The following is a 25,095-nucleotide window of genomic DNA, read 5'->3' on the forward strand; positions in this document are numbered from 1 at the left end:
TAAAACTACGAACATCTATTTCAAAAAAAGGTGCTGTTATTCACAGCACGATGTATCTTTACATTTACAATCCCCTAAAAATGCGGCAAATAGTTTCCGGGCAACTTCCCAGTTTTCCCGATTGATGCAGTACCGGACTTTGGGAGTTTCTATTTCTCCTTGAATTAAGCCTGCCTCTTTCAGCTCTTTTAAATGCTGCGAAACAGTTGCTTTAGCAATAGGCAGTTCTTCGTGAATATCACCGAAGAAGCAACTTTCTTGTTTGGCTAAAAAAGCAAGGATAGCCATCCGTGCCGGGTGTCCCATTGCTTTGGCAAAACGGGCAATCTGCTCCTGTTCTGGGGTGTATTGTTTTTCTTTCACTTCAATTCTCTTTTTTGTTAGTTGTTCGCAAAACTACGAACATTTTTCAGAATAGCAAAATAAAACGGATTTTTTTTAATTAGGTGCAAATATATAGCTTGTATCTTGTGCCTGCGTGGAAACATTAATATTCAGAGATATAAAAAAATATTGCATTATTCTTTCCAAATATTTGCGAGTTACGGAAACTTCCTGTACTTTTGCGCCCCGAACAAGGAGAGGTGCTCGAGTGGTTGAAGAGGCACGCCTGGAAAGCGTGTATACCCCTAAAGGGTATCACGAGTTCGAATCTCGTTCTCTCCGCATATTTTTTTTAAATTGTTAAGATTCTAGTAAAACGACTGTTTTTGAACATTCAAAACAGCCGTTTTATTTTTTCATATGGAAGCGTTTAAGCCTTTATTCCAACTCCTCGATAATCTTCTTTACATCTATCGGTTGCAGCCTTCCGTACACTTTTTCGCCAACCATCACCACCGGAGCCAATCCGCAGGCACCTACGCAGCGCAGGCAGTCCAAAGAGAATTTCCCGTCCGGGGTGGTTTCGCCGACTTCAATGCCGAGCACCCGTTTAAATTCTTCGAGCAACTTCTCGGAACCGCGCACGTAGCACGCCGTGCCCATACAGACGGAGATGGGATGCTTTCCTTTCGGAGTCATGGTGAAGAAGGTGTAGAAAGTGACTACCCCATACACTTTCGATACGGGGATATTGAGTTTGGAAGCGATGATGCGCTGCATCTCTTCGGGCAGATAGCCGTGCAGATGCTGCGCTTCGTGCAAAATATTGATTAATTCGCCCGGATTGTTTCCATGCTTGTCGCAAATCGTTCTGACCTGTTCAACTACATCACAGGCTAGTTTTATATCTGACATAATTACGATTCGTTTAAAGTTAATCCATTGATTTGTTGAAATAGTGCGTATGCAATAGCATTTCCGATTTCTCGCCTAAAGGCTTGCCGAGATATTCTTCGTATAGCTTCTTGATATACGGATTATCGTGCGATTTGCGCAGCGTCTTGTTCGCGTCTTCGCGGTAAAGGGCGTTGGCGCGTGCGTATAAAACTTCCGAGTTGCCGTGGTGTAACGGCTGTCCGCCACCACCGATACAACCGCCGGGGCAAGCCATAATTTCGATAACATGATATTCATTGTGCCCGTTCCGTATATCTTCCAGTAGATGACGAGCATTGCCTAGTCCGTGTGCGATGCCTACTTTTAGTTCAAAACCATTCAGGTCGATGGTGGCGCGGCGAACACCGTTCAGTCCGCGTACTTGTTCAAAATTCACATTCTTGAGAGGTTCACCGGTATAGATTTCATAGACGGAGCGCAGGGCGGCTTCCATCACACCGCCTGTGGTGCCGAAGATAACGCCGGCGCCTGTCGATTCGCCCATCGGGTTGTCGAAAGGACTGTCCAGTACCAGGGGGAAGCCGATGTTGGCTCGTTTAATCAGCCGTGCCAGTTCGCGGGTAGAGATGGAGTAATCTACGTCGGGGATGCCGTTGACCTTAAATTCGTCGCGGTCACATTCGTATTTCTTTGCCAGGCAGGGCATGATGGATACGACAACCAGGTTTTCCCGGGGGATTCCCATTTTCTCCGCCCAGTAAGATTTGGCGATGGAGCCGAACATCTGTTGCGGGGAGCGGGCGGTGGAAGGAATGTCGAGCATATCCGGGAAATGATGCTCGAAGAAGTTCACCCATGCCGGACAACAAGAAGTCAGGATGGGCAGACGGACGGATTTGTCTCCGTTGAGATAACGTGTCAGACGGTTCAGGATTTCAGAACCTTCTTCCATAATGGTGAGGTCGGCTGCAAAGTCGGTGTCGAATACATAGTCGAATCCCAGTTCGCGCAGGGCGTAGACCATTTTTCCGGTTACCAGTGTGCCGGGAGGGAAACCGAATTCTTCTCCCAGGGCGGCGCGCACGGCGGGAGCGGTCTGTACGATGACTGTTTTGTTCGGACTGGCCAAGTCGTCGAGCAGGCGGTTGGTGTAGTCGCGTTCGGTCAGCGCACCTACCGGGCAGACAGCTACGCACTGACCGCAATAGGTACATTCACTCTCTGTCATCATCCGGTCGAAAGCGGGAGCTATCGTCGTGTTGAAGCCGCGACGGATGGCACCGAGCGCGCCTACTGTCTGTACATCGTTGCAGACGCTTTCGCAACGGCGGCAGAAGATACATTTGTCCATGTTGCGAACGATGGAAGCGGTGATTTCCCGTTTGCGGGGAGACAGTTCGCCGCCATTGAAAGGCATTTCGCGGATATTGAAGCGCAGTGCCAGTGTTTGAAGCTCACAGTTTCCGCATTTCGGACAGGTGAGGCAGTCGTTCGGATGGTCGGAGAGGATAAGCTCGGCTACTACCTTGCGGGCATTCATCACACGCAGGGTACTGGTCTTGACTACCATTCCTTCCGTGCAACGGGTGGCGCAGGCGGGAGCCAGGTTGCGCCGTCCCATGACTTCCACCACACAGATGCGGCAGGAAGCGGGATTGTTTTTGATACAAGTTCCTTTCAGGTCGATGTGGCACAAAGTGGGTATGTTGATACCGATTTTGGTGGCAGCTTCGAGAATGGTACTTCCTTCGGGGACGGTGATAAAATGACCGTCTATTTGGAGTGTAATTTGTTTATCTTCCATAGTGAACAGATTATTTTAGCAGACAAGAATAGCTTTAAATTTACAGCGTGCCAGGCACATTCCGCATTTGATACATTTGTCGGGGCTGATAACGTGCGGTTTGCGTACCAGACCGATAATTGCGTCGGCGGGACAGTTCTTGGCGCACAGGTGGCAGCCGATACAAAGTTCGGGATTGATGGTGTAAGTCAGCAGGGATTTACACTGTTTGGCACGGCAGGTCTTGTCGCGGACGTGCTCCAGGTATTCATCATAGAAATTGTCCAGCGTAGACAGAACCGGGTTCGGGGAAGTCTGCCCCAGTCCGCAGAGGGCGGTGTCCTTGATGACTTGTCCCAAAGTGGCGAGGGTATCTAGGTCTTTCTCCGTTCCTCTTCCTTCGGTTATCTTGTTCAGCAGTTCCAGTAAGCGTTTGTTGCCGATGCGGCAAGGCGTGCATTTTCCGCAGGATTCTTCTACGGTGAAATCAAGGTAGAAACGGGAAACGGATACCATACAGTCGTCCTCATCCATGACAATCATACCGCCTGAACCCATCATGGACCCGACAGTCAGGAGATTGTCAAAATCGATGGGAGTATCCAGGTGTTTCTCTGTCAGACAGCCGCCCGAAGGACCGCCGGTCTGCACCGCCTTGAATTTCTTTCCGCCTTTGATGCCGCCGCCGATTTCATAGATTACTTCCCGGAGGGTAGTTCCCATCGGCACTTCAATCAGCCCGACATTGTTTATCTTTCCTGCAAGGGCGAAGACTTTCGTGCCTTTGGAGCGTTCCGTTCCGATGGCTGCGAACCATTCGGCGCCTTTCGTCAGGATGATGGGGATATTGGCGAGTGTCTCTACGTTGTTCACGTTGGTAGGCTTGCCCAAATAACCGGATTCAGCAGGGAAGGGCGGTTTGAGGGTGGGTTCGCCCCGTTTTCCTTCCATGGAGTGAATCAGGGCGGTTTCTTCTCCGCAGACAAAGGCGCCTGCACCGTAACGTATCTTGATGTCGAAACTGAAATCTGTTCCTAAGATGTTATCTCCCAGCAGGCCGTAGTTGCGGGCTTGTTCGATAGCTATTTTCAGGCGGTTGATGGCGAGCGGGTATTCGGCACGGATATACACCAGTCCTTTGCTCGAGCCGATGGAGTAACCGCAGACACACATGGCTTCTACGATGGAGTGAGGGTCGCCCTCCATGATGGAACGGTCCATAAATGCGCCAGGGTCGCCTTCATCGGCGTTGCAAACCACGTATTTGATGTCCGATTGCTGCTTGTGGGTAAATTCCCATTTCAAGCCTGTGGGGAAACCGCCACCGCCGCGTCCGCGCAGGCCGGAACGCTTGATGAGGTCGATTACGTCCGTCGGCTGCTTGTTGAGAAGGCAGTCCGCCAGGGCGTGATAGCCTTCACGGGCGATGTATTCTTCGATGTTTTCCGGGTCGATAAAACCGCAGTTGCGCAGGGCGATGCGCAGTTGCTTCCGGTAGAAGTCCATATGTTTGGAGTCGCTGACGGTCTGTTCCGTGTTGGGGTCTATGTACAGCAGTCTTTCTATTTTCCGGCCGCCGATGATATGTTCGGTGACGATGTCTTCCGCGTCTTCGGGGGTGACTTGTGTGTAGAATGTATTGTCGGGGATGATTTTCACGATAGGGCCTTTTTCGCAGAAGCCGAAGCAGCCCACTGTGATGACTTCTACTTTGCCGGCAATGCCGTTCTTTTCGATGGCCGTCCGGAGATTGTCCGTAATGCCTTGACTGGAAGAGGCTTTGCACCCTGTGCCACCACAGATAAGAATCTGGAGATGCTGTGCGCCGGATGCCAGTCCGCAGCATTTTTCGGTGACTTTTTCATTACTTTCTTCGCGTAATGAAAGTTTGTGTTCTGCTCTCTTCCTGATTGTAGCCAAATCATGGATAGATAGAATTTTCATAAGTATCAGAATTGTTAGTACGTTTTTTGCAAATATAGCCCTTTGTTTGGAATTAAAGCATGGTTCCGGACAAATAAAAGTGTTCTTTGACGGGGGATTTAGGTAAATAAATCTCTATCTTCGTATTTAATAGGTATCAAACCTAAAAAAGAGACTTGAAGTATGAAACGAATTTTACTGGGACTGTGTTTTCTATCCTTTCTAAATATGAACAGTGCATCCGGACAAGAGATTCCCTTGCCGGAAAAGATGCCGCAGGCGCATCCGCGGGTGCTGACTACTCCGGCGGGAAAGCAGGAAACATGGAAGCTGATTAAAAAGGAAGAATGGGCGAAAGATGTTTTCAATAAGTTGAAGGAGCGGACGGAAGTTTATACGAACCTGACGGATGCTCAACCGTCCTGGTTGCTGTCACGCCTGGCAATGTATTGGAAGTCTCATGCCACGGAAGTATATGTGAAAGGTGAAACGTTCGACCACGCAGGCGGCGAAAAAGCTCCTTATCCCACTGTGCGCTACACGGGAACACGGGGCACGGCTGCCACTTACGGCCGCCCCAAACTGGCGGATGTCGTGCCTTATGATGATGAGGACGGAAACGTGACTTTCTGCAATAATGCCCTTCCCGACCGTCCTATGGAGAGTGTACACCCGTCCAAGACCGGACGGAATATCGAAAGCCTGAACTGCGAAATCCTGGGAATTGCCCGTGATGCCGCTTTCCTCTATTGGATGACGGACGAAGAGAAGTTTGCCAAACTCGCCGCAGGAGTATTTGATACGTATATGACGGGTATTTATTACAGAAACGTGCCCGTCGACTTGAACCACGGTCACCAACAGACATTGGTCGGGCTGACTTCTTTCGAGGTAATCCATGAAGATGCGCTCCATATCGCTGTCCCTTTATATGATTTTCTGTATAATTATCTCAAGGCTAATTACCCGGACAAGATGGAAATCTATGCCGGAGCTTTCAAGAAATGGGCGGATAATATCATTGCGAACGGTGTGCCCCACAACAACTGGGATTTGTTGCAGGCACGCTTCATTATGAATGTAGGCTTGGTATTGGAAGACAATAAGGAATATGCCGACGGAAAAGGACGCGAATATTATATCGACTATGTGATGAACCGTTCCAGCATCCGCCAGTGGAGTTTGACGCGACTGGCTGATTATGGATTTGATTCTAATACGGGAGTTTGGGCGGAATGTCCGGGATATAGCAGTGTGGTTATCAATGATTATGCCAACTTCGTGAATCAGTTTGATACGAACCTGCAATATGATTTGGTGAAAGCGATGCCTGTATTGTCGAAAGCGGTGGCGACCACTCCCCAATATCTGTTTCCTAACCGTATGATTTGCGGCTTTGGGGATACGCATCCGGGGTATTTGAGTACGAACTTCTTCATCCGTATGATACAGAACGCACAGGCAAACGGGAAGAAAGAGCAGGAAAACTATTTCACCGCTTTGCTGAAATGCCTGAACCCGGATTTGGGAAATGACAAGACAGAAAAGAAGAATGTGCGGGTATCCGTCAATTCTTTCTTTGAAGATAAACCGCTGACACTAAATCCGAAAGTGCAGCCGGGCAAGATAGAGGATTATGTTTCTCCTTTATTTTATGCTCCCAATGTGTCATGGCTGGTACAGCGCAACGGTATGCATCCGCGCAACAGTCTGATGATTTCGTTGAATGGCAGTGAAGGTAATCATATGCACGCCAACGGCATTTCGATGGAACTTTACGGAAAAGGATATGTGCTTGGTCCGGATGCGGGCATCGGGCTTTTCTTGTATAGCGGACTGGATTATGCGGAATATTATTCTCAATTCCCCAGTCATAATACGGTTTGTGTGGATGGCATATCGAGCTATCCGGTGATGAAAAGTAATCATTCTTTTGATTTGCTTTCTTGTTTCCCGGCATCGGCGGAACCGGGCAAAGAGTTTACGTCCGTCACTTACAGTAACCTTTATTTCCGTGAACCGGAAAGCAGGGCAGATCAAACCCGTATGATGAGTATTGTCACTACCGGAGCGGAGACGGGATATTATGTCGATGTATTCCGCAGCCGGAAGGAAAAAGGGGGAGATAAGATGCACGATTATTTCTATCACAACCTCGGACAGACTATGACATTGACAGCAGCGGATGGCAGCGATCTGAATCTTCAGCCTACCGAAGAACTGGCCTTTGCTGGTGCGCATCTCTATGCTTATTCCTATTTATATAATAAGAAGGTGGCTGCCACCGGTAAGGATGTCAAGGCGACTTTCACCATAGATATGAAGGACAAAGGCGGCGATGATATATCTATGAATCTTTGGATGAAAGGTGAACCGGAACGCGAAGTCTTTACGGCTTTAGCGCCTATGACTGAAGGATTGAGCCGTACACCGAATATGCCCTATGCTATAAAGGAGCAGCCGACACTGACTTTTGTTGCCCGTCAGCATGGAGAAGCGTGGAATCGTCCTTTTGTTTCGATATACGAGCCGAGCACGAAGAAGGAGCCGTCCGCAATTCAATCCGTCTCTTACTTTGATGCGGAAGAAAGTGGTTTGAAAGACTTTGCCGGAATCTGCGTGAAAAGCAGGAACGGGCGTATCGACCATATCTTTTCTCTGTCCGATGCGGCACAGACCGCCACTTTTCAGGGAATGAAAGTGAAAGCGGACTATGCGGTTATCAGCAATGAATATGCAGGAAACCGGACGTTATTCTTAGGGAACGGAACGCAATTGGTTGCGCCCGGAATAATGATTCAGACCGACTGTGCCGCTAATGTATTGCTCGAAAAGAAAGAAGGAAAATGGTATGTTATTTCTTCTGCTCCGTGCATGGTCGTCATCGGTGGCAAGAAGATAAAATCCGATGCTACGGTGGAGCCTATGTTGCTGCGTATCTGATGTTTCATTTGTATGATGGTAATATTGTATATCTTATCCGCAGTATGGTATATTACGGTCTAAGACGAAAAATGTTGCAATAAAAAACAAAAAAAGCGTATTTAAACGTTTTTAATGCTATATTTTTTCTAATTTTGTGGCTTTCTGTCCAAGTTGTATATAATATGGACAGTAAGCCCTTTTTTTGTGGGTAAGTATTTTAGTGGGAAATATTTAGTGGGAAATAAATTATGGTATATGTGATGAGGAATGGTCGCAGGGCATTAGCTGCGTTATCATTTCTACTAGTATGTTGTGGCGTACATGTGCACGCGCAGCGGGTAGCTGTAAAGACAAATGCATTGGGTTGGCTCACTGCCAGTCCGAATGTAGAAGCAGAGTTTGTATTGGGTAGCCATGTCTCCCTGAATATGGGGATTGCTGCGAACCCAATCAGTACAGACAACTTTAAAACGACTTTCACGCATTTTCAGCCTGAAGTTCGTTACTGGCTAAATCGTCCGATGGTGAGCCATTTTCTTGGGGTCACCGCTTTCGTGAATAATTTTAATATGATGGTGAAAGATGTGCATCACAAAGGCGATGCATATGCCGCCGGTCTGACCTATGGGTATGCATGGGTGCTGGGCGACCATTGGAACATCGAGGCAACTGCCGGAGTGGGCGTGTTGCGCTACCGTCAGTTTAAGTATGATAAGGGTACTCCGAAACCGGGTGCGGTCAACGATAGTAAGACCACCATTGCACCTGTCAAACTGGGGGTATCCTTTGTTTATATTATTCGATAACGAACATTAGCTAGTCAGAAAAGAGAATGAAAATCAATTTGAAACGTGATAGATTAATAGGTATACTTCTCGTGGCGATGATGTTAGTCGGCATGGATGTATCCGCCCAACGTATCCGTGTGCAGGGACAGATTACAAATCCGCAGGGAAAAAGTGTCCCGAATGTGAATGTGCTGAATCCGGTCAATGACGAACGTATCGAAATGTCCGACGAGGATGGACGATACAGTGTATTGGTTGAGAAGAACGGCTCGTTGAAGTTTACATGCGTCGGTTATGAGGACAGAACGGTGAAGGTGGCAGGAAAGCAGATTCTGAATGTAGTGCTGAAAGATGCTGTCATCGAACTGGATGAAGTTACGATTACTTCCAAAGTGAAAGATAAAGTGATTCCGGAACCTACGGACATCGAAATCAAAGGTAATTACTTCCATCTGAAAACCCGTGTCCCGGTGCCTAAAGAGATGTTTAACTCGCATCGCCGGTTGGTATTGCAGCCTTCCATTTATGATGTGACACTTAAAAAACGTCTGTTGATGCGTCCTGTTGTATTCGATGGGGATACTTATAATACGACGCAAAATCGAATGTACGATTATGATATGGATAAAGACCCGCTGCACGATTATATCCGGGTGAAAACGACTTCTTCACGCAAGGGGGATATTATTGCTTACCATGATTCTATTTATATAGAGTATCTGCAACACGACTACCGTGCGGATGTACATCTTGCGATGGAAAACTATCGGAGTATCATTTATCGTGATTCTTTCTCCATTGCCCGCGGAACGGTCAACCCGTTGCGTTTCCTGGAATATAAATTCTCCGCTTTCAGCCTGACGGACGAGAAGTATCTCCCGAAACCTGTGATGCAGTTGCGGGATACGAAAGGTGAGGTAAACCTGACATTCCTGGTAGGTAAAGCTAATTTGGATGATAAGAACCCGCAGAACCAGGTGGAATTGAACCGGTTGAACCAAGAATTGCGTGGCATTGAGACGAATCCGGATGCTTCTTTAAAGAGTTTCCATATCACGGGTGTGGCTTCGCCGGACGGTTCTTACGAAACGAATCTTCGCCTGGCAAAGTTGCGTACGGATAAGGCATTGGAACGTATCCTGGCACAACTAGACCCGGAAACACGCAAATTACTGGAAGTGAAATCGGATGCGTCGGTAGCTTCCTGGAAGGAAGTGGCTGAATTGCTGAAGAAAGACTTTAAGTCGGAATTGGCCAAAGAAGTGGAGGACTTAATCAAACAATATGCCGCTACTCCATACCGCTTGAATGGAGTATTGAAATCGAAACCTTTCTATAAGGAACTCGCTGCCACTTATCTGCCTAAATTGAGAAAGGTGCAGTACACCTATGGTTATTCAATCTTTCGTTCTTTGACAGACGAAGAGATTAGAACTCTCTATAGAAAGAATCCGAAGGATTTGACCCGTTTTGAATATTACCGTATGATTACGACGGCGAAAACTCCCGACGAAAGGGAGAAGTATTGCAGGGAAGCTCTTGAACTTTATGACAACTTTACGTATGCAGCCAATGAACTGGCAGTGGCGACGATACAGAAGGATGCTCCGGATTCACGTATTCTCGAATCGTTTGTCAGCAAATCCGCGCCGGCGGAGTTATTGTCCAATCAGGCTATTGCCTTGCTGCACGAAGGGAAATATACAAAGGCGGATTCTGTCTTGACATTGGTTCCCGAAGAAGCGGTTTCTGAAGATTTGCAGGCCATTGTTCAGGCATTGGCGGGTTATTACAATGATGCTTTCGAAAAGGTGGCGGCTACCAGTCCTTTTAATGAGGTGGTGATGCTGCTGGCAATGAAGAAAAACGAGGAGGCATGGGAAAAGATTTCTACCATGAATATAGAGACAGCCCGCGAATATTATGTGAAAGCGATTGCTGCCAACCGCCTGGAGAAAATAGGTGATGCGCTTATGAGCATTGAGAAAGCCCTTGAACTGGACCCTTCCTTACTGGAAATAGCGAAGGTGGACGGTGATATTATTGACTTGCTGCCGGAAGAGCAGAAAATTAAATAATGATATATACAACAAGAGTAAACGATGAATATCTTCAGTATCAAAAATAAATATGTGGCAGTGGCAATCTTCTTGATGCTTGCTGTTACCTTACAGGCACAGGAGTATGGTGCATTGCAATATATGTTGCAGAAACGGCCTGCGAATGAAAAGTTTGCGAGTAATAAATTCAATGAACATCTCTTTTTCTCTGCCGGAATAGGCCCGTATAGCTTGCTGTCTGACAAAGCGAGTCAGGACGGAATGGGAATGACGGCCCATCTTTTTATGGGAAAATGGATTACTCCGGTTCACGGACTCCGGATAGGAGTGAATGTGGGTTATCTGCCGTCGAATATCTACGATTCTAAAATAAAAATGGGTGGCGGTAGCCTGGACTATCTGTTGAATATGTCTTCCCTGGCATACGGATACAATGCAAACCGATGTTTTGAGTTAGTGGGGGTTGCGGGGATAGAAGCCGGATATTCCAAGGTTGGAGAAAATAGCGAACGTTCTGTCAATTATCCGAATTTGAAAGGAGGCGGTGAATTCTATTATGGTGCTCATCTCGGTTTGCAGGGAAATGTACGTCTTTCTTCTACATTGGATTTGTTTGTAGAGCCGCGGATTGGATGGTATAATGACGGTTTCGCGCATACGGAAAGTTGGAGAAACTATAAAATGGGCGGTTCGGTCTTGGTTGGTCTGACGTATATGCCTGCTGCTCTGATGGGGACTAAGATTCATTTCGATGATTTCGACAATAGCTCGTTCCTGAATCATATGTTTATCTCTTTGTCCGGTGGTATCAGTACACTGAAACTTTCGGGAATCAAGAATACGATGAAAGGATTAGGTCCGCAGTTCTCTGCTGGAATCGGTAAGTGGTTCAGTCCTTCTTCCGGTCTGCGTTTGTCCGGGACGGTCGGAATTTCGGATACGCCTTCGGGCAGTGTGAGCCGTTACTTTAAACATGTTGACTTGCATGCGGACTATCTGCTGAATATCAATAATGTGCTTTGGGGATATGATGAAGAAAGAATATTCAGCCTGATTGGTATTGCCGGAATTAACCTGGCAGGTACGAAAGGAGTGGATAAAACCGCTAAATATGCTCCGGGAATAGGACTCGGCGTGCAAGGTAGTTTTCGTGTCAACCGTTCGGTGGATTTATTCATTGAACCTCGTCTCAATGTATATAATAAGAGGTATGCAGGCGGACGCGGATTGGGCGGTAACACAGACCAGTTCGGAGAATTGAACTTCGGTTTGACTTATCATACGATTGACCGTACGGCACGTTCGAAGAACGGATTCTCAAGCAGTCACATCGCAGACAATCTGTTTATGACTTCGGGAATCGGCCTGCAAATGTTCCTGAATAAGACGAATCTTGAAAACCTCGGTTCTTTAGGTCCGCAGGCTTCTGTATCTATCGGTAAGTGGTTGAGCCCTTATTCCGGTTTGCGCCTGGAGGGTACGGGTGGATTCTTCACGAATTATGTAGTTCCCAGGGATGTGAAAGAAGGCAAACTTAGACACGTCAGTGTCAGCGGCGGTCTTGATTATTTGTGGAACATTACGTCTACCATGAGCGGATACAATCCGGAACGTGTCTTTGATTTAATCGGTTCGGTCGGTGTCAATCTTGCTTATACTTCCAAGTCGGAACATCATTTCCAACCGGGTATAAATGCAGGCTTACAGGGATTATGGCACGTGAATGAATTCCTCGGTCTGTATATCGAGCCGCAAGTAAGACTGTATGGCGATAAGTTCATCGAAGGAAATTTGGGTTTTGTGCAGAAAGATGTGTTGGTGGGTGTCAATGCAGGTTTCCACTATCGCTTTGTTCCTTATTCAAAAGCCGCCAATCGTAGTGTGTTCGGTCAGGATGACAAGCGTTATTTCGTATCAGGAGCACTCGGAATGGGTAGCTTGTTGGTTGCCAGCAAAGATTTGGTGAAAAATGCAGGTGTGGAAGCGAAGGGAAGTTTCGGTAAATGGTACACTCCGCTATCAGCTTGGCGTATCAACGGAACGATTCTGTATAAAGGGAAAACGCAATCGAAAATGAATCTCCATTATGCCGGTTTAGGTATGGACTATATGATGAGCCTGGCTACATTGGCAAAAGGATACAGCCCCGACCATGTGATAGATGTAGTACCTTTTGTGGGTGTTACTGCCGGACTGGCTCGTCGCAACGGTAAGTTCCAGGCTGTGCCGGGACTGGATGCCGGTGTACAGGTGAAGCTGAAAGTGGCATCTTCTTTGTATCTGTATGCTGAACCGAAAGTCGGTATCCGTACGGATACATACGATGGCCTTGAACAGGGAAGACCTGACCGCGTAGCTTCTATGGTAGGTGGATTGTTATACAGATTCAAAATGCCTACTTTCCAGTAAGAATAAAATAAGAAATCTAATAAAAAGGGTTGCATAATCACTGAATCAGTATTGTGCAACCCTTTTTTGTATTCCACTACTTTGGATGGAATAGCCGCTGCTTAAATAAAGTTAAAACAAAAAACAGAAAGGGGTATTTTATGCTAGCTTTACGTAGATGATTAAAAAGACACGTTTATCATCCAACTATTTATTGTATGAAAGCACATTATACCCTATTTATTGTTCTGTTTTCTATCTTGTGTTCAGTGAAACTGAATGCGGAACAATCTCCCTATATATTTCGTCATATCGGGGTAGCCAATGGTTTGCCCGATAATTATGTAAAAAGTGTTTTTGGAATACCTGACGGGCGACTGGGTGTGAGAACGACCGTCCTGTTAAGTTTATATGATGGCAATCAGTTTGTCAGCTTTCCTTATAATTCGCGAAGTAGATACCCGATAGCCTACAATCATGCTATCCCCGAACAATATATTGATACCCATAATCGCCTGTGGATGAAAGAGCGTGGCGGGCTTCGTGTCTTTGATTTAACAACGGAACGGTATATCACCAATGTAGATTCCTTATTACACGATTTTGGATTGACCGTCAAAATCTCCGATATGTTTATTGACTCGGAGCAGCATTATTGGTTTGTCACTCCCCAATCTTCAGTCTATCTGTATGACGAAAAGAAAGGGACATTGGAGCAGGTGTGCGTTAAGGATGAATTTATAGAGTATTACGGAACTTTACAGAATGTGGAAAGCAAAGGTAATTGTGCCTGGATGATTCATGAAAAAGGAGTCATACGCTGTTACGATACGGAACACAAACGATTTATCCGTCAGGAAGATTTTCTTATCGGTAAAATGAACCCGGGTGACCGGGCGGTAATGAAGATACTTGATAATGGCGATTACTGGCTAATGTGGGATTGGGGAGTAGGATATTATAATACTCAGAGTAAGAGATGGCAGGAAGTCTTCACTACTCCACGGGATAATTATTCTATACTGACCTCCATCTGTGTGGATGAGGAAGGTAATGCGTGTATTGGCGGAGTTTCTAAAGGGATGTATCGAATCATGCGTCATAATCTATCTGTCACTCAAGTAAAAGACATTCCGCTACAAACGGGAGGAACGCTACACAATGATATTCACAGTTTATTCTTCGACTCCCGAAGTGGAGGCATGTGGATGGGACTTTTTAGTCAGGGTATTTGCTATTATCATCCGAGTATGGATAATTTCCCTTTATATAACCGGGAAAATACATATGGAAAATGGAACAATGAAGATGTATGTGCCTTTGCCGAAGATGAACAGGGAAATATCCTGCTGGGCACTCTCAATGGCCTTCATCTCTATAATCCTTTCACCCAAAAAGTGACTATTCCCTATAAAGAACTGGACCATCAAATCTGTTGGGTACTTTATAAAGATAGTAAGCAACGTATTTGGTTGGGAACCTACCAGGAAAATCTGTATTGCATTGACAAAGGGAAAGTAAAACTCTACTCTTATCCGAGTGAAGGTTATCAACAAGACCCTGATTATAGAAATGTCCGTGCTATTATTGAAGATAAAAAGGGACGATTATGGATTAGTGTTTATGGTGGAGTAGGGAGCCTGGACTTAAATACCGGTAAGATAAATCTATTAGTGGATAATCATCCTGAACTGAAAGAATACAAAACTGCTGACGCACTGGCACTGGATAATGATGGCAGATTGATAGTAGGAGCATACAATGGCCTGTATATTTATAACCAGGAGACAGACCAAGTTTGGATTCCCGAACGTGATGACCCTTTCAACAAACTCTTTATCCATGACAGCAACAAGTATAATTGTATCCTGAATGATAGCCGGGGATTACTATGGTTCGGCACTCAATACGCATTGAATATCGTAACTCCCGATAAGCAACTATATACACTACAGGAAGAAGACGGACTTCCCAATGCTACGATACAAGGCATTCAGGAAGACAATAATCATGATATATGGATTTCTACCATAAACTCTATCTGCAAAGTAAAAGTGGATAAACAAGGTACGAATTATGACTTTCATGTCATATCATTCCCTACTGTGATGGGTTCTCAACAAGACGATTTATTTGATTTTCATTCTTTGAAAACCAGGGATGGGAAAATATATTTCGGCAGGACGAACGGTTTCAATGCTTTTAGCCCGGAGAATATATTCTATGATAAATTTGTTAATCATCCTGTTTTCACCTCATTGAAACTATTCAATGCTTCCATTATTCCCGGAATGCAATATAATGGACGTATTCTATTGGATAAAGCGGCAAACTATGCCCGGCATATTGTCTTGAACCATAATGAGAACTTTATAACACTGGATTTCTCCGGCGTAAACTTTTCTAATCCTTCCCATACTTTTTTCCGTTATCAATTGCAGGGTTCTGACAAAGAATGGATTGAAGTTCTTTCTGATAACGGGCAAGGACGTGCTATCTATAACAATCTTCCTCCGGGCAAATATCTATTTAAAGTATCGGCAGCCGGGAATGATAAAGTTTGGGGACCGGAATCATTGTTTTCTATCATCATTCATCCCCCATTTTGGGATACATTGGCAGCACGTATTATCTATTTTATACTTTTCTGCGCTCTGATATGCGGATTTATCGTGTATATGAATAAGAGAAACCATCGTAAGCTGATTCATATGCAACGTGAAGAAGCCCAACGGCAGAAAGAAGAATTAAACCAAATGAAATTCCGTTTCTTTACGAATATCAGCCATGAGTTACGTACTCCGCTGACTCTGATTCTTACGCCTTTAGATATTCTGAAACGCAAGATTACGGATGAATCAGCCAGTAAACAACTGAATAATATCTACCGGAATGCGCAAGAACTTCTTACCTTGGTGAATCAATTGCTCGATTTCCGTAAACTAGAGATGAAGGGTGAGAAATTGCTTTTGATGAATGGTGATTTAGAAGAATTTGTCGCATCTATTTATAATAGCTTCCATCCGGTAGCGGTAGAAAAGAACCTGGATTTTACTTGCCGGACACCTCACCAATCACTCTATATGTATTTTGACAGGGACAAAGTGCATAAGATTATCAATAATCTCTTGTCAAATGCATTTAAGTTTACTCAGGAAAATGGAAAAGTTACTTTATCTCTTTCTGTAGAAGAAAAGGGAGGAAAGCCATGTGCGAAGATAAGCATATCAGATACAGGTGTCGGAATATCAGAAGAAGAACTTCCTTATATCTTTGACCGTTTCTACCAAGTGAGGAATTGGGAAGAAGAAAAATCCGGTAGTGGTATCGGACTCCATCTTGTCAGAGAGTATGCTGTACTTCATGGCGGAGAAGTAACCGTTGAAAGTCATTTGGGGCAAGGTGCAACCTTCGTTGTGTATCTGCCCATAGACCTAAAGCCCGAAGAAGAACTGCTTAGAGTGATGAATGCCAACACGTCTAAAGGTGCTGATTCTTCAGAAAAGACTCACTTTTCAGAAGAACAAAAACAGGAGGAAGAACAGAAAGCCGTTTTATCGTTGCAAAATGCTGATAATCGAGAAAGACTGCTGATTGTAGAAGATAATAAAGAATTCCGTACATTCCTGAAAGAACAGTTGGAAGAATTCTATCAGGTTTTGGAAGCTAGTGACGGAGAAGAGGGGGAACAATGTGCGATTGACAAGAACCCGGATTTGATTATTAGCGACATTATGATGCCCAAAGTAGATGGTATCGAGCTATGCCGGAGAATTAAAACTAATGTACAGACTTCACATATCCCTGTTATTCTGCTTACTGCGCGCACTGCCGACGACATCAAGATTAATAGTTATGAAGTAGGAGCGGATTCATATATGTCCAAGCCATTCAACTTTGATATGTTGATGGTACGTATTGAGAAGCTGATAGAGCAACAGGAAAAAAGGAAGCAGGAATTCAGCAAAAATATAGAAGTCAATCCAAGTTCAATCACTATCACCTCTGTTGACGAAAAACTCATTCAACGTGCATTGGAATATATTGAAAAGAATATGGATAACACGGAATATGCAGTGGAAGAATTGAGCCGTGATTTGGGAATGACCCGCATGAACCTGTACCGGAAACTGCAATCCATCACCGGAAATACTCCGTCCGACTTTATCAAGAGTATTCGTCTGAAACGTGCGGCACAACTTCTTCAGGGAAGTCAACTGACGATGGTCGAAGTGGCAGACCGTGTTGGATTCAGCTCGGCAAGCTACTTTACCAAATGCTTTAAAGAGATGTTTGGAGTTCTTCCCACCCAATATGCTGAATCACATATGAAAGATGAAAAATAAGAAACCGGAAAAAGCAAAAGTCATATAGGTAAATCTCCTTTATTGTTCGTAGTAGACAATAAAGGAGATTTTTTGTATTTGTTACTGTTTTACCAGCTTCTGTTACCAGTTTGCCAACCTCATGGGAATAGACGGCATAACTTTGCAACTATCTTCAATGAATATAAGTAATCACAATATTAAATAGTTTAGTGAAATGAATATGGTAGGAGTTATATCAGGTAAAAGAAAATGTTTATTAGCGATAGCTATTCTGTTTTCAACATTCGGAAATGCTCAATTAGTGACCTATCCTAAAGGATTAAGTACAGGTATACCGCATAATGACGATTATACTGTTAAGGTGCGTGAAGTAGGAGGTGAATGGGAAGATGCATTCGAATATGAAGTTCATGTAGACATGGATAGGGTGCAATCTGCTTCGATGGTACAGTTTGATATGGGCAATCCCGTAGAAGTAATGGTGAAAAAGAACAATGGCTTGATTCAGGATGTGAAAATCCGTCCGTTGGCAACAGGTATACAACATACGGTAAATCAGAATGCTATCTTTTTCACACTAAAGAAGCCGCAATACCTCTCGATAGAATTTAACGGTGACCGTTTACATAACCTTCATTTATTTGCCAATCCTTTAGAAACAGAAACATACACCGAAAGTAGCGACAAAGTGATGTATTTCGGTCCGGGTGTCCACCTGCCTAAAGATTTGCCGAATACGCAAATTCAGATTCCTTCCAATACCACCGTTTATTTAGCTCCCGGAGCTGTTGTGAAAGCTAAACTTTTAGTTGATAAAGCAGAAAATGTGCGTATTATTGGCCGTGGCATTCTTTATCACTCTATCCGTGGAGTAGAAGTTACCCATTCCAAGAATGTATTGATAGACGGTATCACAGTTGTCAATCCTGACCATTATACAGTGTTTGGCGGAGAATCAGCAGGTCTGACTATTAAGAACTTAAAATCTTTCAGTTGCAAAGGATGGAGTGACGGCATAGACTTAATGTGTTGTAATGATGTACTGATAGATAATGTTTTTATGCGTAACAGTGATGATTGTATCGCTATCTATGCCCATCGTTGGAATTATTATGGGGGAAGTCGGAATGTGACTTTACAAAATTCAATTCTTTGGGCAGATATTGCTCACCCTATTAATATCGGTGGACATGGAAATCCTGACGACACAGTAGGAGAAATAGTAGAGAATATAACCGTTCGCAATGTCGATATCCTGGAACAGGATGAAGACGACCTTCCCTATCAAGGCTGCATGGCAGTAGACTGTGGTGATAAGAATCTGGTACGCAAGATTTTATTTGAGGATATTCGTGTAGAAAGTATCCAGGAGGGACGATTATTCCATATCAATGTCCGTTTCAATCCGACGTATGACAAACAACCCGGACGGGGTATTGAGGATATCACTTTCCGCAATATTACTTATAATGGAGTGGGGGAGAATCCTTCTTTAATAAAAGGTTTTGATAAAGAACGTTCTGTGAAAAATGTAACCTTCGAAAATGTGATAATCAACGGTGTGAAGATGAAGAATACCAATGGCTTTATCACGAATGAATACATAAAGAACATCAAAGTAAAATAGCTTTCGGAAAAAAGAGAAAAAATGAAGCAGATTTTAAAAACGTTGGTAATGGTCTTTCTTTTAATGACCACCGGTGTACAAGCACAGATTATAACTTATCCCGTACCCCGGCAACTATATTATGCACGTCATAATGATGATTATACGGTCAAGGTACGCCAGACAGGTGAAAAAGAATGGATAGATTTATATGAGTACAATGTCAAAGTGGATGCGGATACCCGCTCGGATGCTTCGATGGTACAATTTGATTTTACAGGAGAGATAGAGGTGCTAATCCAGAAAAATAATGGAGAAGTACGTCAGGTAGACATTCGTCCTTTATCCAAAGGCATCCGCCCTACGGTTGACGGTAATTGCGTTTTGTTCACACTAGACAAACCACAAAAACTTTCTATTGAATTTAATGGTGACCGTCTGCACAATTTGCATCTGTTTGCTAATGCTATTAGAACCGATATTCCCGATAAGAATGCTCCGAGAGTGATGTATTTCGAAGCTGGTTACCATGAACCCACTGATTCCATAGCGAAAAATTTTCCAATCCCTTCCAATACGACTGTTTATTTGGAAGGTGGTGCTGTATTGAAAGGTCCTTTAGTATGTGACCATGTAGAGAATGTGAAGATTCTAGGTACAGGAATGTTGCATGAGACTTCAAACGGCATTACGATAAATTACTCAAAGAATGTACTGGTTGATGGTATCACCGTTGTAAATCCGCGTTATAATACAACAACGGTGGGACAATCGGAAAATATAGCCATTAAGAATGTCAAATCTTTCAGCTATCAAGGTTGGGGGGATGGCCTGGATTTCTTTTGTTGTAAACATATTCTGGTAGAAGACGTCTTTATGCGTAATAGCGATGATTGCATAGCAATTTATGGGCATCGGTGGGATTTTTATGGAAACACGGACGATATTACCATACGTAATTCTACGCTTTGGGCGGATATTGCCCATCCTATTAATATCGGTACCCATGGTGACACCTCTACTGAAGGAGAGATACTTGAAAATATGCTCTTTACCAATATTGATATTTTGGAACATGATGAAGATGATCGTGACTATCAGGGATGTATGGCTATAAATGTGGGAGATCACAATTTGGCACGTAATATAATCTTTGATAATATCCGCGTAGAACATATCCAAGAGGGGCAGTTATTTCATTTGCGTGTGATGTATAACGAGAAATATAATACTGGACCCGGTAGAGGAATACATAACGTTACATTCAGAAATATATCGTTTACCGGTAAATATACAAATCCGTCATTGATAGAAGGATATAATGACAAATATATCGTAGATAATATATCATTTGAGAATATATGGTTTAATGGAAAAAGGATATCTTTGCAGAAAGACTTGAACTTGAATCTGAAGGGATATGTAGGTAAGATTCACCTTCGATAATAAACATACACTAAAATCTATATTCATGACACACAAATTGCTATTGTCTATATTACTTCTTACTCTGACAGGTTGGGGATTTGCTACCCCGACTTCCATTCGTGCGACAGATGAACCTCGGCAAACTATCAATTTCAATCGGGAGTGGAAATATTCTCGTGGTGATTATCCCGGTGCGGAACAAAATACCTATGACGATACAGGTTGGGAAAGAATTGGTTTACCTCATTCTTTTAGTATACCTTATTTCATGTCGAAAGACTTTTATATAGGATATGGATGGTATAGAAAGCAATTCTTCTTATCAGAAAAGGAATTGAAAAAGATAGCTTTCCTTGAGTTCGACGGTGTCTTTCAGGAAGCGGAAATATTCGTCAATGGTAAACGGGTGGGTAGCCACGTAGGAGGCTATACCGGGTTCACTTTTGATATATCATCTGCCGTTCAGTTAGGGCAAAATATCATAGCTGTCCGTGTCAATAATATTTGGAAGCCCGATGTAGCACCTCGGGCGGGAGAGCATGTATTCAGTGGCGGTATTTATCGGAATGTGCGGTTAGTATTAAAGTCTGCTGCATATATAGACTGGTATGGTACGCAGGTCACTACTCTGGAACTGGAGAAGAATCAAGGGATATCTTCCACCGTAAAAGTGGTTACAGATGTATACAACCGGACTGATATCCCTTCGGATTACAAACTACTGACGGAAGTCTTGGACAAAGGCGGTCGGGTAGTAGCGACAGCAAACTCTACGAAAAGAATTGCAGCTAATGCAATGATAAAATTTGACCAAACAACCCCGATAGTACGCCAACCGGAACTGTGGGCTCCCGAATCTCCTGTTCTGTATAAGGTTGTCAGTACCTTATATCAAGGGAAAAAGTTAATAGACCGTTATGAAACTCCTTTTGGCTTTCGTTGGATTAGTTGGACGGCTGATAAGGGCTTTTTCTTAAATGGCATCCATCGTTATTTTCGGGGAGCTAATGTTCACCAAGATCATGCCGGTTGGGGAGATGCCGTTACCGAAAGCGGAATGCGGCGTGATGTACGCCTGATGAAAGAAGCGGGATTTGACTTTATACGTGGTTCACATTATCCCCATGCGCCTGCTTTTTCTAAAGCTTGTGATGAAGAAGGGATGTTATTCTGGTCGGAAGCTCCTTTTTGGGGAATTGGCGGATTTAGACCGGACGGATATTGGGATTCCAGTGCCTATCCTGTCAATAAGAAAGACGAAGAGGGTTTTGAAGCCAGTGCCATGCAGCAATTGGCGGAGATGATACGGATTCATCGGAATCACCCTTCCATTATAGCTTGGAGTATGTGCAACGAACCTTTTTTCTCAGCTCCGGAAGTAATGCCGGGAGTACGTCGCTTGCTGCAAAAGATGGTGGCGTTGAGCCGTCAGTTGGATTCCACCCGCCCGGCAGCGGTAGGCGGAGTACAAAGACCGCTGGGCAGAGAACGTATCGACATAATTGGCGACGTGGCAGGATATAATGGTGATGGTGGAACCATCGCAGATTTTCAAAATCCGGGAATTCCCAATCTTGTGTCCGAGTATGGAAGTACCACAGCCGAACGTCCCGGAAATTATGAACCGGGTTGGGGAGATTTGCAAAAAGAAGATGCTTGGAAAGGTCGTTCATGGCGTAGCGGACAAGTGATTTGGTGTGGATTCGATCATGGAAGTATTGCCGGTAGTCAGTTAGGAAAAATGGGAATCATAGATTATTTCCGTATTCCTAAACGTGCTTGGTATTGGTATCGGAATGAATGTCAACAAATTCCTTCTTCCCAATGGCCAGCGGAGGGAATACCGGCAAAGATAAGGATTGACGTATCCGAAAGACAAGAGGTTCGTGCGGACGGTACGGACGACGTGATTTTATATGTTACTATTCTTGACGCAACTGGAAAAGAAATCAGCAATTCTCCGTCCGTGACGTTGAAATTGATATCCGGTCCCGGAGAATTTCCTACCGGTACTTCGATAACTTTTGATGAAAATAGTGATATTCGAATTCTTGATGGTAAGGCAGCTATTGAATTCCGTTCTTACTACGCCGGTACAGCCGTGATTGAAGCGACATCACCTGGGCTTGAATCATCTAGAGTAAATATATCCTTTAACGAAGCACCCGCATATAAGGAAGAAACGACTCTCCCTGTGAAAGAACGGCCCTATAACCGCTTTGTGAGAGTAAAAGTGAATGAAGATATCCGAACATTCGGACGGAATAACCCCACTTTTTCCAGTAGCTCTTCTATCGGATACCCGGCAGGAGCGGCAGCAGATGGAGATAAGAAAACCAGGTGGCAGGCGGATGCGAATGACAGGAATGCATATTGGACATTGGATACGGAAAAGGGACTTGCTTTACGGGAAATTAATATCGTATTTCCTTCTGCCAAAGCGTACCAATATAAAATAGAAGCATCTGCGGATAATCTTCATTGGATCACCTTATCCGATAAGATGGACAACCGGGAAGTGGTGGAAACAGAACGATTCTTGTTGAAAGATGACAGAAAGTTCCGTTTTGTACGTCTCGCATTCGGACAGAACTCGGCAGATATGCCTGCCGCTATCTCAGAAGTAATCGTAAAAGGAGTCATATTGGAGTAGTTTCATCATCTACTATCCAGTTTATTGAGAGTGAATAGATAAGTTTCTCCGCATTAGGGGCAAACTTATATTTCTCTATATCTAAACTTTCGTTTGATTGGAAGAAAACTATAAACGAAAGCTTTGATTATAAAATTGCAAGTTCTGATTGTATAAATGAAACTTTTGTTTTTATAATCAAAGCTTGGGTTTATAGATTACTCTTAGGAAAATGTAACTTTGGTATTAGCGGAAAGTAAGTTTGCAATAAGGAGACAATAACTTATCTCTTAATTGATAAGACATGATTTAGTATAGATACAAATAGTACGTGATTCAATATAAATACAAATAGTATGAAGTTAAGACGAATTTTATTTTCGATAGGGGTTATGCTGACAGTTATGTCTGTTAATGCACAGATAACAGAACGTGAACGTCCTGCCGAATGGAAACATTTAGTGAAAGGTGCACGCTTTATGGATCGTTTCTTGCCTATGCCCGATGGAATGCGGGCGAAAGGCATTTGGGGAGCGGAATATGTACAGCAACGTTATGTTGATAATGGAATAGAGATGCCGGAAACATCCTTTTGGGGTGGAAATATTTTGCAGACTCCGGATAAGAAATACCATTTGTTCGTATGCGGATGGGCGGAGAATTCCCCTAAAGGACATATGTTCTGGCCGAAGTCTACTGTTTTTCATGCAGTATCTGATTGCTTGAGTGGTCCATATGCCATACAGGATACAATAGGAAAAGGACACAATCCGGAAGCCTTTGTTCTTGAAGACGGGCGTATTGTGGTATATGTGATTGATGGCTACTATATATCAGAATCCATTAATGGTCCTTGGCAATATGGAAAATTTGAATTTGATTCTCGCGACCGGAAAATTATTGAAGGTTTGTCTAATCTTACTTTTGCCCGTCGTGAAGATGGTTCCCGTCTGATGGTTTGTCGTGGTGGAGGCATATGGGTGAGTCGTACGGGGCTTTCTCCTTATATGCAGCTGACTGATAAACGTGTTTATCCGGCTGTAGACGGCAGATTTGAAGATCCTGTAGTGTGGAAAGACGAATTGCAATATCATTTGATTGTTAATGACTGGTTGGGTAGGATTGCTTACTATCAGCGTTCGAAAGACGGAATACATTGGGTGACAGAACAGGGAGAAGCTTATGTTCCCGGAGTCTCTTTTCATAAAGATGGGGTGGTCGAGAATTGGTTTAAATACGAACGTCCGAAAGTTTTCCAGGATAAACATGGTCGTGCCATCCAGATGAATTTTGCTGTAATAGATACCATCAAGTGGGATGATCTTCCTAATGATAATCATAGTTCCAAAAATATATGTATACCTTTGAACAAGGGTATGCTACTGTCTGTATTGAATAAGAAACAGATCAGTGATATTACTCCTTATATAGAAGTTAAGATTCAGGCAGAAGAGGGATTCAACCCCCAGACTGAAATAGACGTCGAGTCTTTGCGCTTTGGAGCTTTTCAGAAGGTGAATTTCGGTCGCGGTTGCAAACCTCTGCGTAGTAAGAAGTCGGGAAAGGACTTAATAGTTGTGTTTGATGGTAGAGGAAGTGGTATCACTGCAGATGAGTTTGCTCCCAAAATGATAGGAAAGGATAAGAAAGGCAATTTGATATATGGATATGCTCGTTTGCCTTATGTCGATTATGCACCTTCAACCTTGTCAGCCCGCCATCCTGTAATCAATAATGAAAAGAAAGAACTTGCAGTTGAAATACAGAATTTTGGTCTATCAACCTCTCGGCAGACAGAAGTAAAAGTGTTCTGTGATGAGAAGTTATTAGCAGAAGGTGTGGTTAAACCTTTGAAACCTTATGAGCAGGTTATACTTTTCTTGAAAATAGAAAATGAAGTCGTTACTGACGGGTCACGTTATGAAGTTATTTTTTATCAAAAAGGGATAGAAATAGAGAAAAATAGCTTCTAGAAGGCTCTGTGTTACTTCTTTTATACGTTTTGTTACCAGA

Annotated in this window: 13 protein-coding genes and 1 tRNA gene; 10 read left to right on the forward strand and 4 right to left on the reverse strand. The window is 43.8% G+C overall.

The window, feature by feature from the left end; all coding sequences use genetic code 11:
• Positions 1–36: 36 nt before the first annotated feature.
• Positions 37–363: a winged helix-turn-helix domain-containing protein gene (locus HC965_RS11275; protein WP_191031544.1), complete on the reverse strand. Its 327-nt coding sequence runs from the start codon at positions 361–363 to the stop codon at positions 37–39.
• Between the two features lie 215 nt (positions 364–578).
• Between HC965_RS11275 and HC965_RS11280 the strand changes: the two genes are divergently transcribed.
• Positions 579–666: transfer RNA gene (locus HC965_RS11280), tRNA-Ser, on the forward strand.
• 96 nt (positions 667–762) lie between these two features.
• Here HC965_RS11280 and nuoE read toward each other — a convergent pair.
• From nuoE to HC965_RS11295, 3 genes are read right to left on the reverse strand one after another with little or no spacing between them, the layout of a single operon-like run.
• Complete coding sequence (gene nuoE / locus HC965_RS11285; protein ID WP_073348214.1) at positions 763–1,239, reverse strand: NADH-quinone oxidoreductase subunit NuoE; 477 nt, start codon at positions 1,237–1,239, stop codon at positions 763–765.
• Positions 1,240–1,258: 19 nt separating this feature from the next.
• The gene (locus tag HC965_RS11290) at positions 1,259–3,025 is read right to left on the reverse strand and encodes an NADH-dependent [FeFe] hydrogenase, group A6 (RefSeq protein WP_191031545.1); all 1,767 of its coding nucleotides are present in this window, start codon (positions 3,023–3,025) and stop codon (positions 1,259–1,261) included.
• Positions 3,026–3,040: 15 nt separating this feature from the next.
• The gene (locus HC965_RS11295) at positions 3,041–4,948 is read right to left on the reverse strand and encodes an NADH-quinone oxidoreductase subunit NuoF (protein ID WP_191031546.1); all 1,908 of its coding nucleotides are present in this window, start codon (positions 4,946–4,948) and stop codon (positions 3,041–3,043) included.
• Positions 4,949–5,110: 162 nt separating this feature from the next.
• On the opposite strand from HC965_RS11295, the gene HC965_RS11300 reads away from it, so the two are divergent.
• The 9 genes from HC965_RS11300 (at position 5,111) to HC965_RS11340 (ending at position 25,055) form a co-directional block, all read left to right on the forward strand.
• Positions 5,111–7,870, forward strand: a complete 2,760-nt coding sequence (locus tag HC965_RS11300) for a heparinase II/III family protein (RefSeq protein ID WP_191031547.1) — start codon at positions 5,111–5,113, stop codon at positions 7,868–7,870.
• 242 nt (positions 7,871–8,112) lie between these two features.
• A complete protein-coding gene (locus HC965_RS11305; RefSeq protein ID WP_191032008.1) occupies positions 8,113–8,658 on the forward strand; it encodes a DUF3575 domain-containing protein in 546 nt (181 codons plus the stop codon).
• Between the two features lie 26 nt (positions 8,659–8,684).
• A complete protein-coding gene (locus HC965_RS11310) occupies positions 8,685–10,718 on the forward strand; it encodes a tetratricopeptide repeat protein (RefSeq protein ID WP_191031548.1) in 2,034 nt (677 codons plus the stop codon).
• A gap of 24 nt (positions 10,719–10,742) precedes the next feature.
• Positions 10,743–13,109 carry a hypothetical protein gene (locus HC965_RS11315; RefSeq protein ID WP_191031549.1) on the forward strand — a complete coding sequence of 789 codons (2,367 nt, stop codon included), beginning with the start codon at positions 10,743–10,745 and terminating at the stop codon, positions 13,107–13,109.
• A gap of 197 nt (positions 13,110–13,306) precedes the next feature.
• Positions 13,307–17,434 carry an ATP-binding protein gene (locus tag HC965_RS11320; protein WP_191031550.1) on the forward strand — a complete coding sequence of 1,376 codons (4,128 nt, stop codon included), beginning with the start codon at positions 13,307–13,309 and terminating at the stop codon, positions 17,432–17,434.
• Between the two features lie 196 nt (positions 17,435–17,630).
• Positions 17,631–19,043 carry a glycosyl hydrolase family 28 protein gene (locus tag HC965_RS11325; RefSeq protein ID WP_191031551.1) on the forward strand — a complete coding sequence of 471 codons (1,413 nt, stop codon included), beginning with the start codon at positions 17,631–17,633 and terminating at the stop codon, positions 19,041–19,043.
• A 21-nt stretch (positions 19,044–19,064) separates the two neighbouring features.
• Positions 19,065–20,468: a glycosyl hydrolase family 28 protein gene (locus HC965_RS11330; RefSeq protein WP_191031552.1), complete on the forward strand. Its 1,404-nt coding sequence runs from the start codon at positions 19,065–19,067 to the stop codon at positions 20,466–20,468.
• A gap of 25 nt (positions 20,469–20,493) precedes the next feature.
• Positions 20,494–23,103, forward strand: coding sequence for a glycoside hydrolase family 2 TIM barrel-domain containing protein (locus HC965_RS11335; protein ID WP_191031553.1), 2,610 nt, complete (start codon positions 20,494–20,496; stop codon positions 23,101–23,103).
• 335 nt (positions 23,104–23,438) lie between these two features.
• Complete coding sequence (locus tag HC965_RS11340) at positions 23,439–25,055, forward strand: glycoside hydrolase family protein (RefSeq protein ID WP_223854833.1); 1,617 nt, start codon at positions 23,439–23,441, stop codon at positions 25,053–25,055.
• Positions 25,056–25,095 lie beyond the last annotated feature (40 nt).

It is taken from the genome of Bacteroides sp. GM023 (assembly GCF_014750685.1).
GTDB lineage: Bacteria > Bacteroidota > Bacteroidia > Bacteroidales > Bacteroidaceae > Bacteroides.

Excerpts from the sequence above, each read along its gene's own strand:
- nuoE (WP_073348214.1), bottom strand. The coding sequence starts at position 1,239 with ATGTCAGATATAAAACTAGCCTGTGATGTAGTTGAACAGGTCAGAACG.
- HC965_RS11290 (WP_191031545.1), bottom strand. The coding sequence starts at position 3,025 with ATGGAAGATAAACAAATTACACTCCAAATAGACGGTCATTTTATCACC.
- HC965_RS11295 (WP_191031546.1), bottom strand. The coding sequence starts at position 4,948 with ATGAAAATTCTATCTATCCATGATTTGGCTACAATCAGGAAGAGAGCA.
- HC965_RS11300 (WP_191031547.1), top strand. The coding sequence starts at position 5,111 with ATGAAACGAATTTTACTGGGACTGTGTTTTCTATCCTTTCTAAATATG.
- HC965_RS11305 (WP_191032008.1), top strand. The coding sequence starts at position 8,113 with ATGAGGAATGGTCGCAGGGCATTAGCTGCGTTATCATTTCTACTAGTA.
- HC965_RS11310 (WP_191031548.1), top strand. The coding sequence starts at position 8,685 with ATGAAAATCAATTTGAAACGTGATAGATTAATAGGTATACTTCTCGTG.
- HC965_RS11315 (WP_191031549.1), top strand. The coding sequence starts at position 10,743 with ATGAATATCTTCAGTATCAAAAATAAATATGTGGCAGTGGCAATCTTC.
- HC965_RS11320 (WP_191031550.1), top strand. The coding sequence starts at position 13,307 with ATGAAAGCACATTATACCCTATTTATTGTTCTGTTTTCTATCTTGTGT.
- HC965_RS11325 (WP_191031551.1), top strand. The coding sequence starts at position 17,631 with ATGAATATGGTAGGAGTTATATCAGGTAAAAGAAAATGTTTATTAGCG.
- HC965_RS11330 (WP_191031552.1), top strand. The coding sequence starts at position 19,065 with ATGAAGCAGATTTTAAAAACGTTGGTAATGGTCTTTCTTTTAATGACC.
- HC965_RS11335 (WP_191031553.1), top strand. The coding sequence starts at position 20,494 with ATGACACACAAATTGCTATTGTCTATATTACTTCTTACTCTGACAGGT.
- HC965_RS11340 (WP_223854833.1), top strand. The coding sequence starts at position 23,439 with ATGAAGTTAAGACGAATTTTATTTTCGATAGGGGTTATGCTGACAGTT.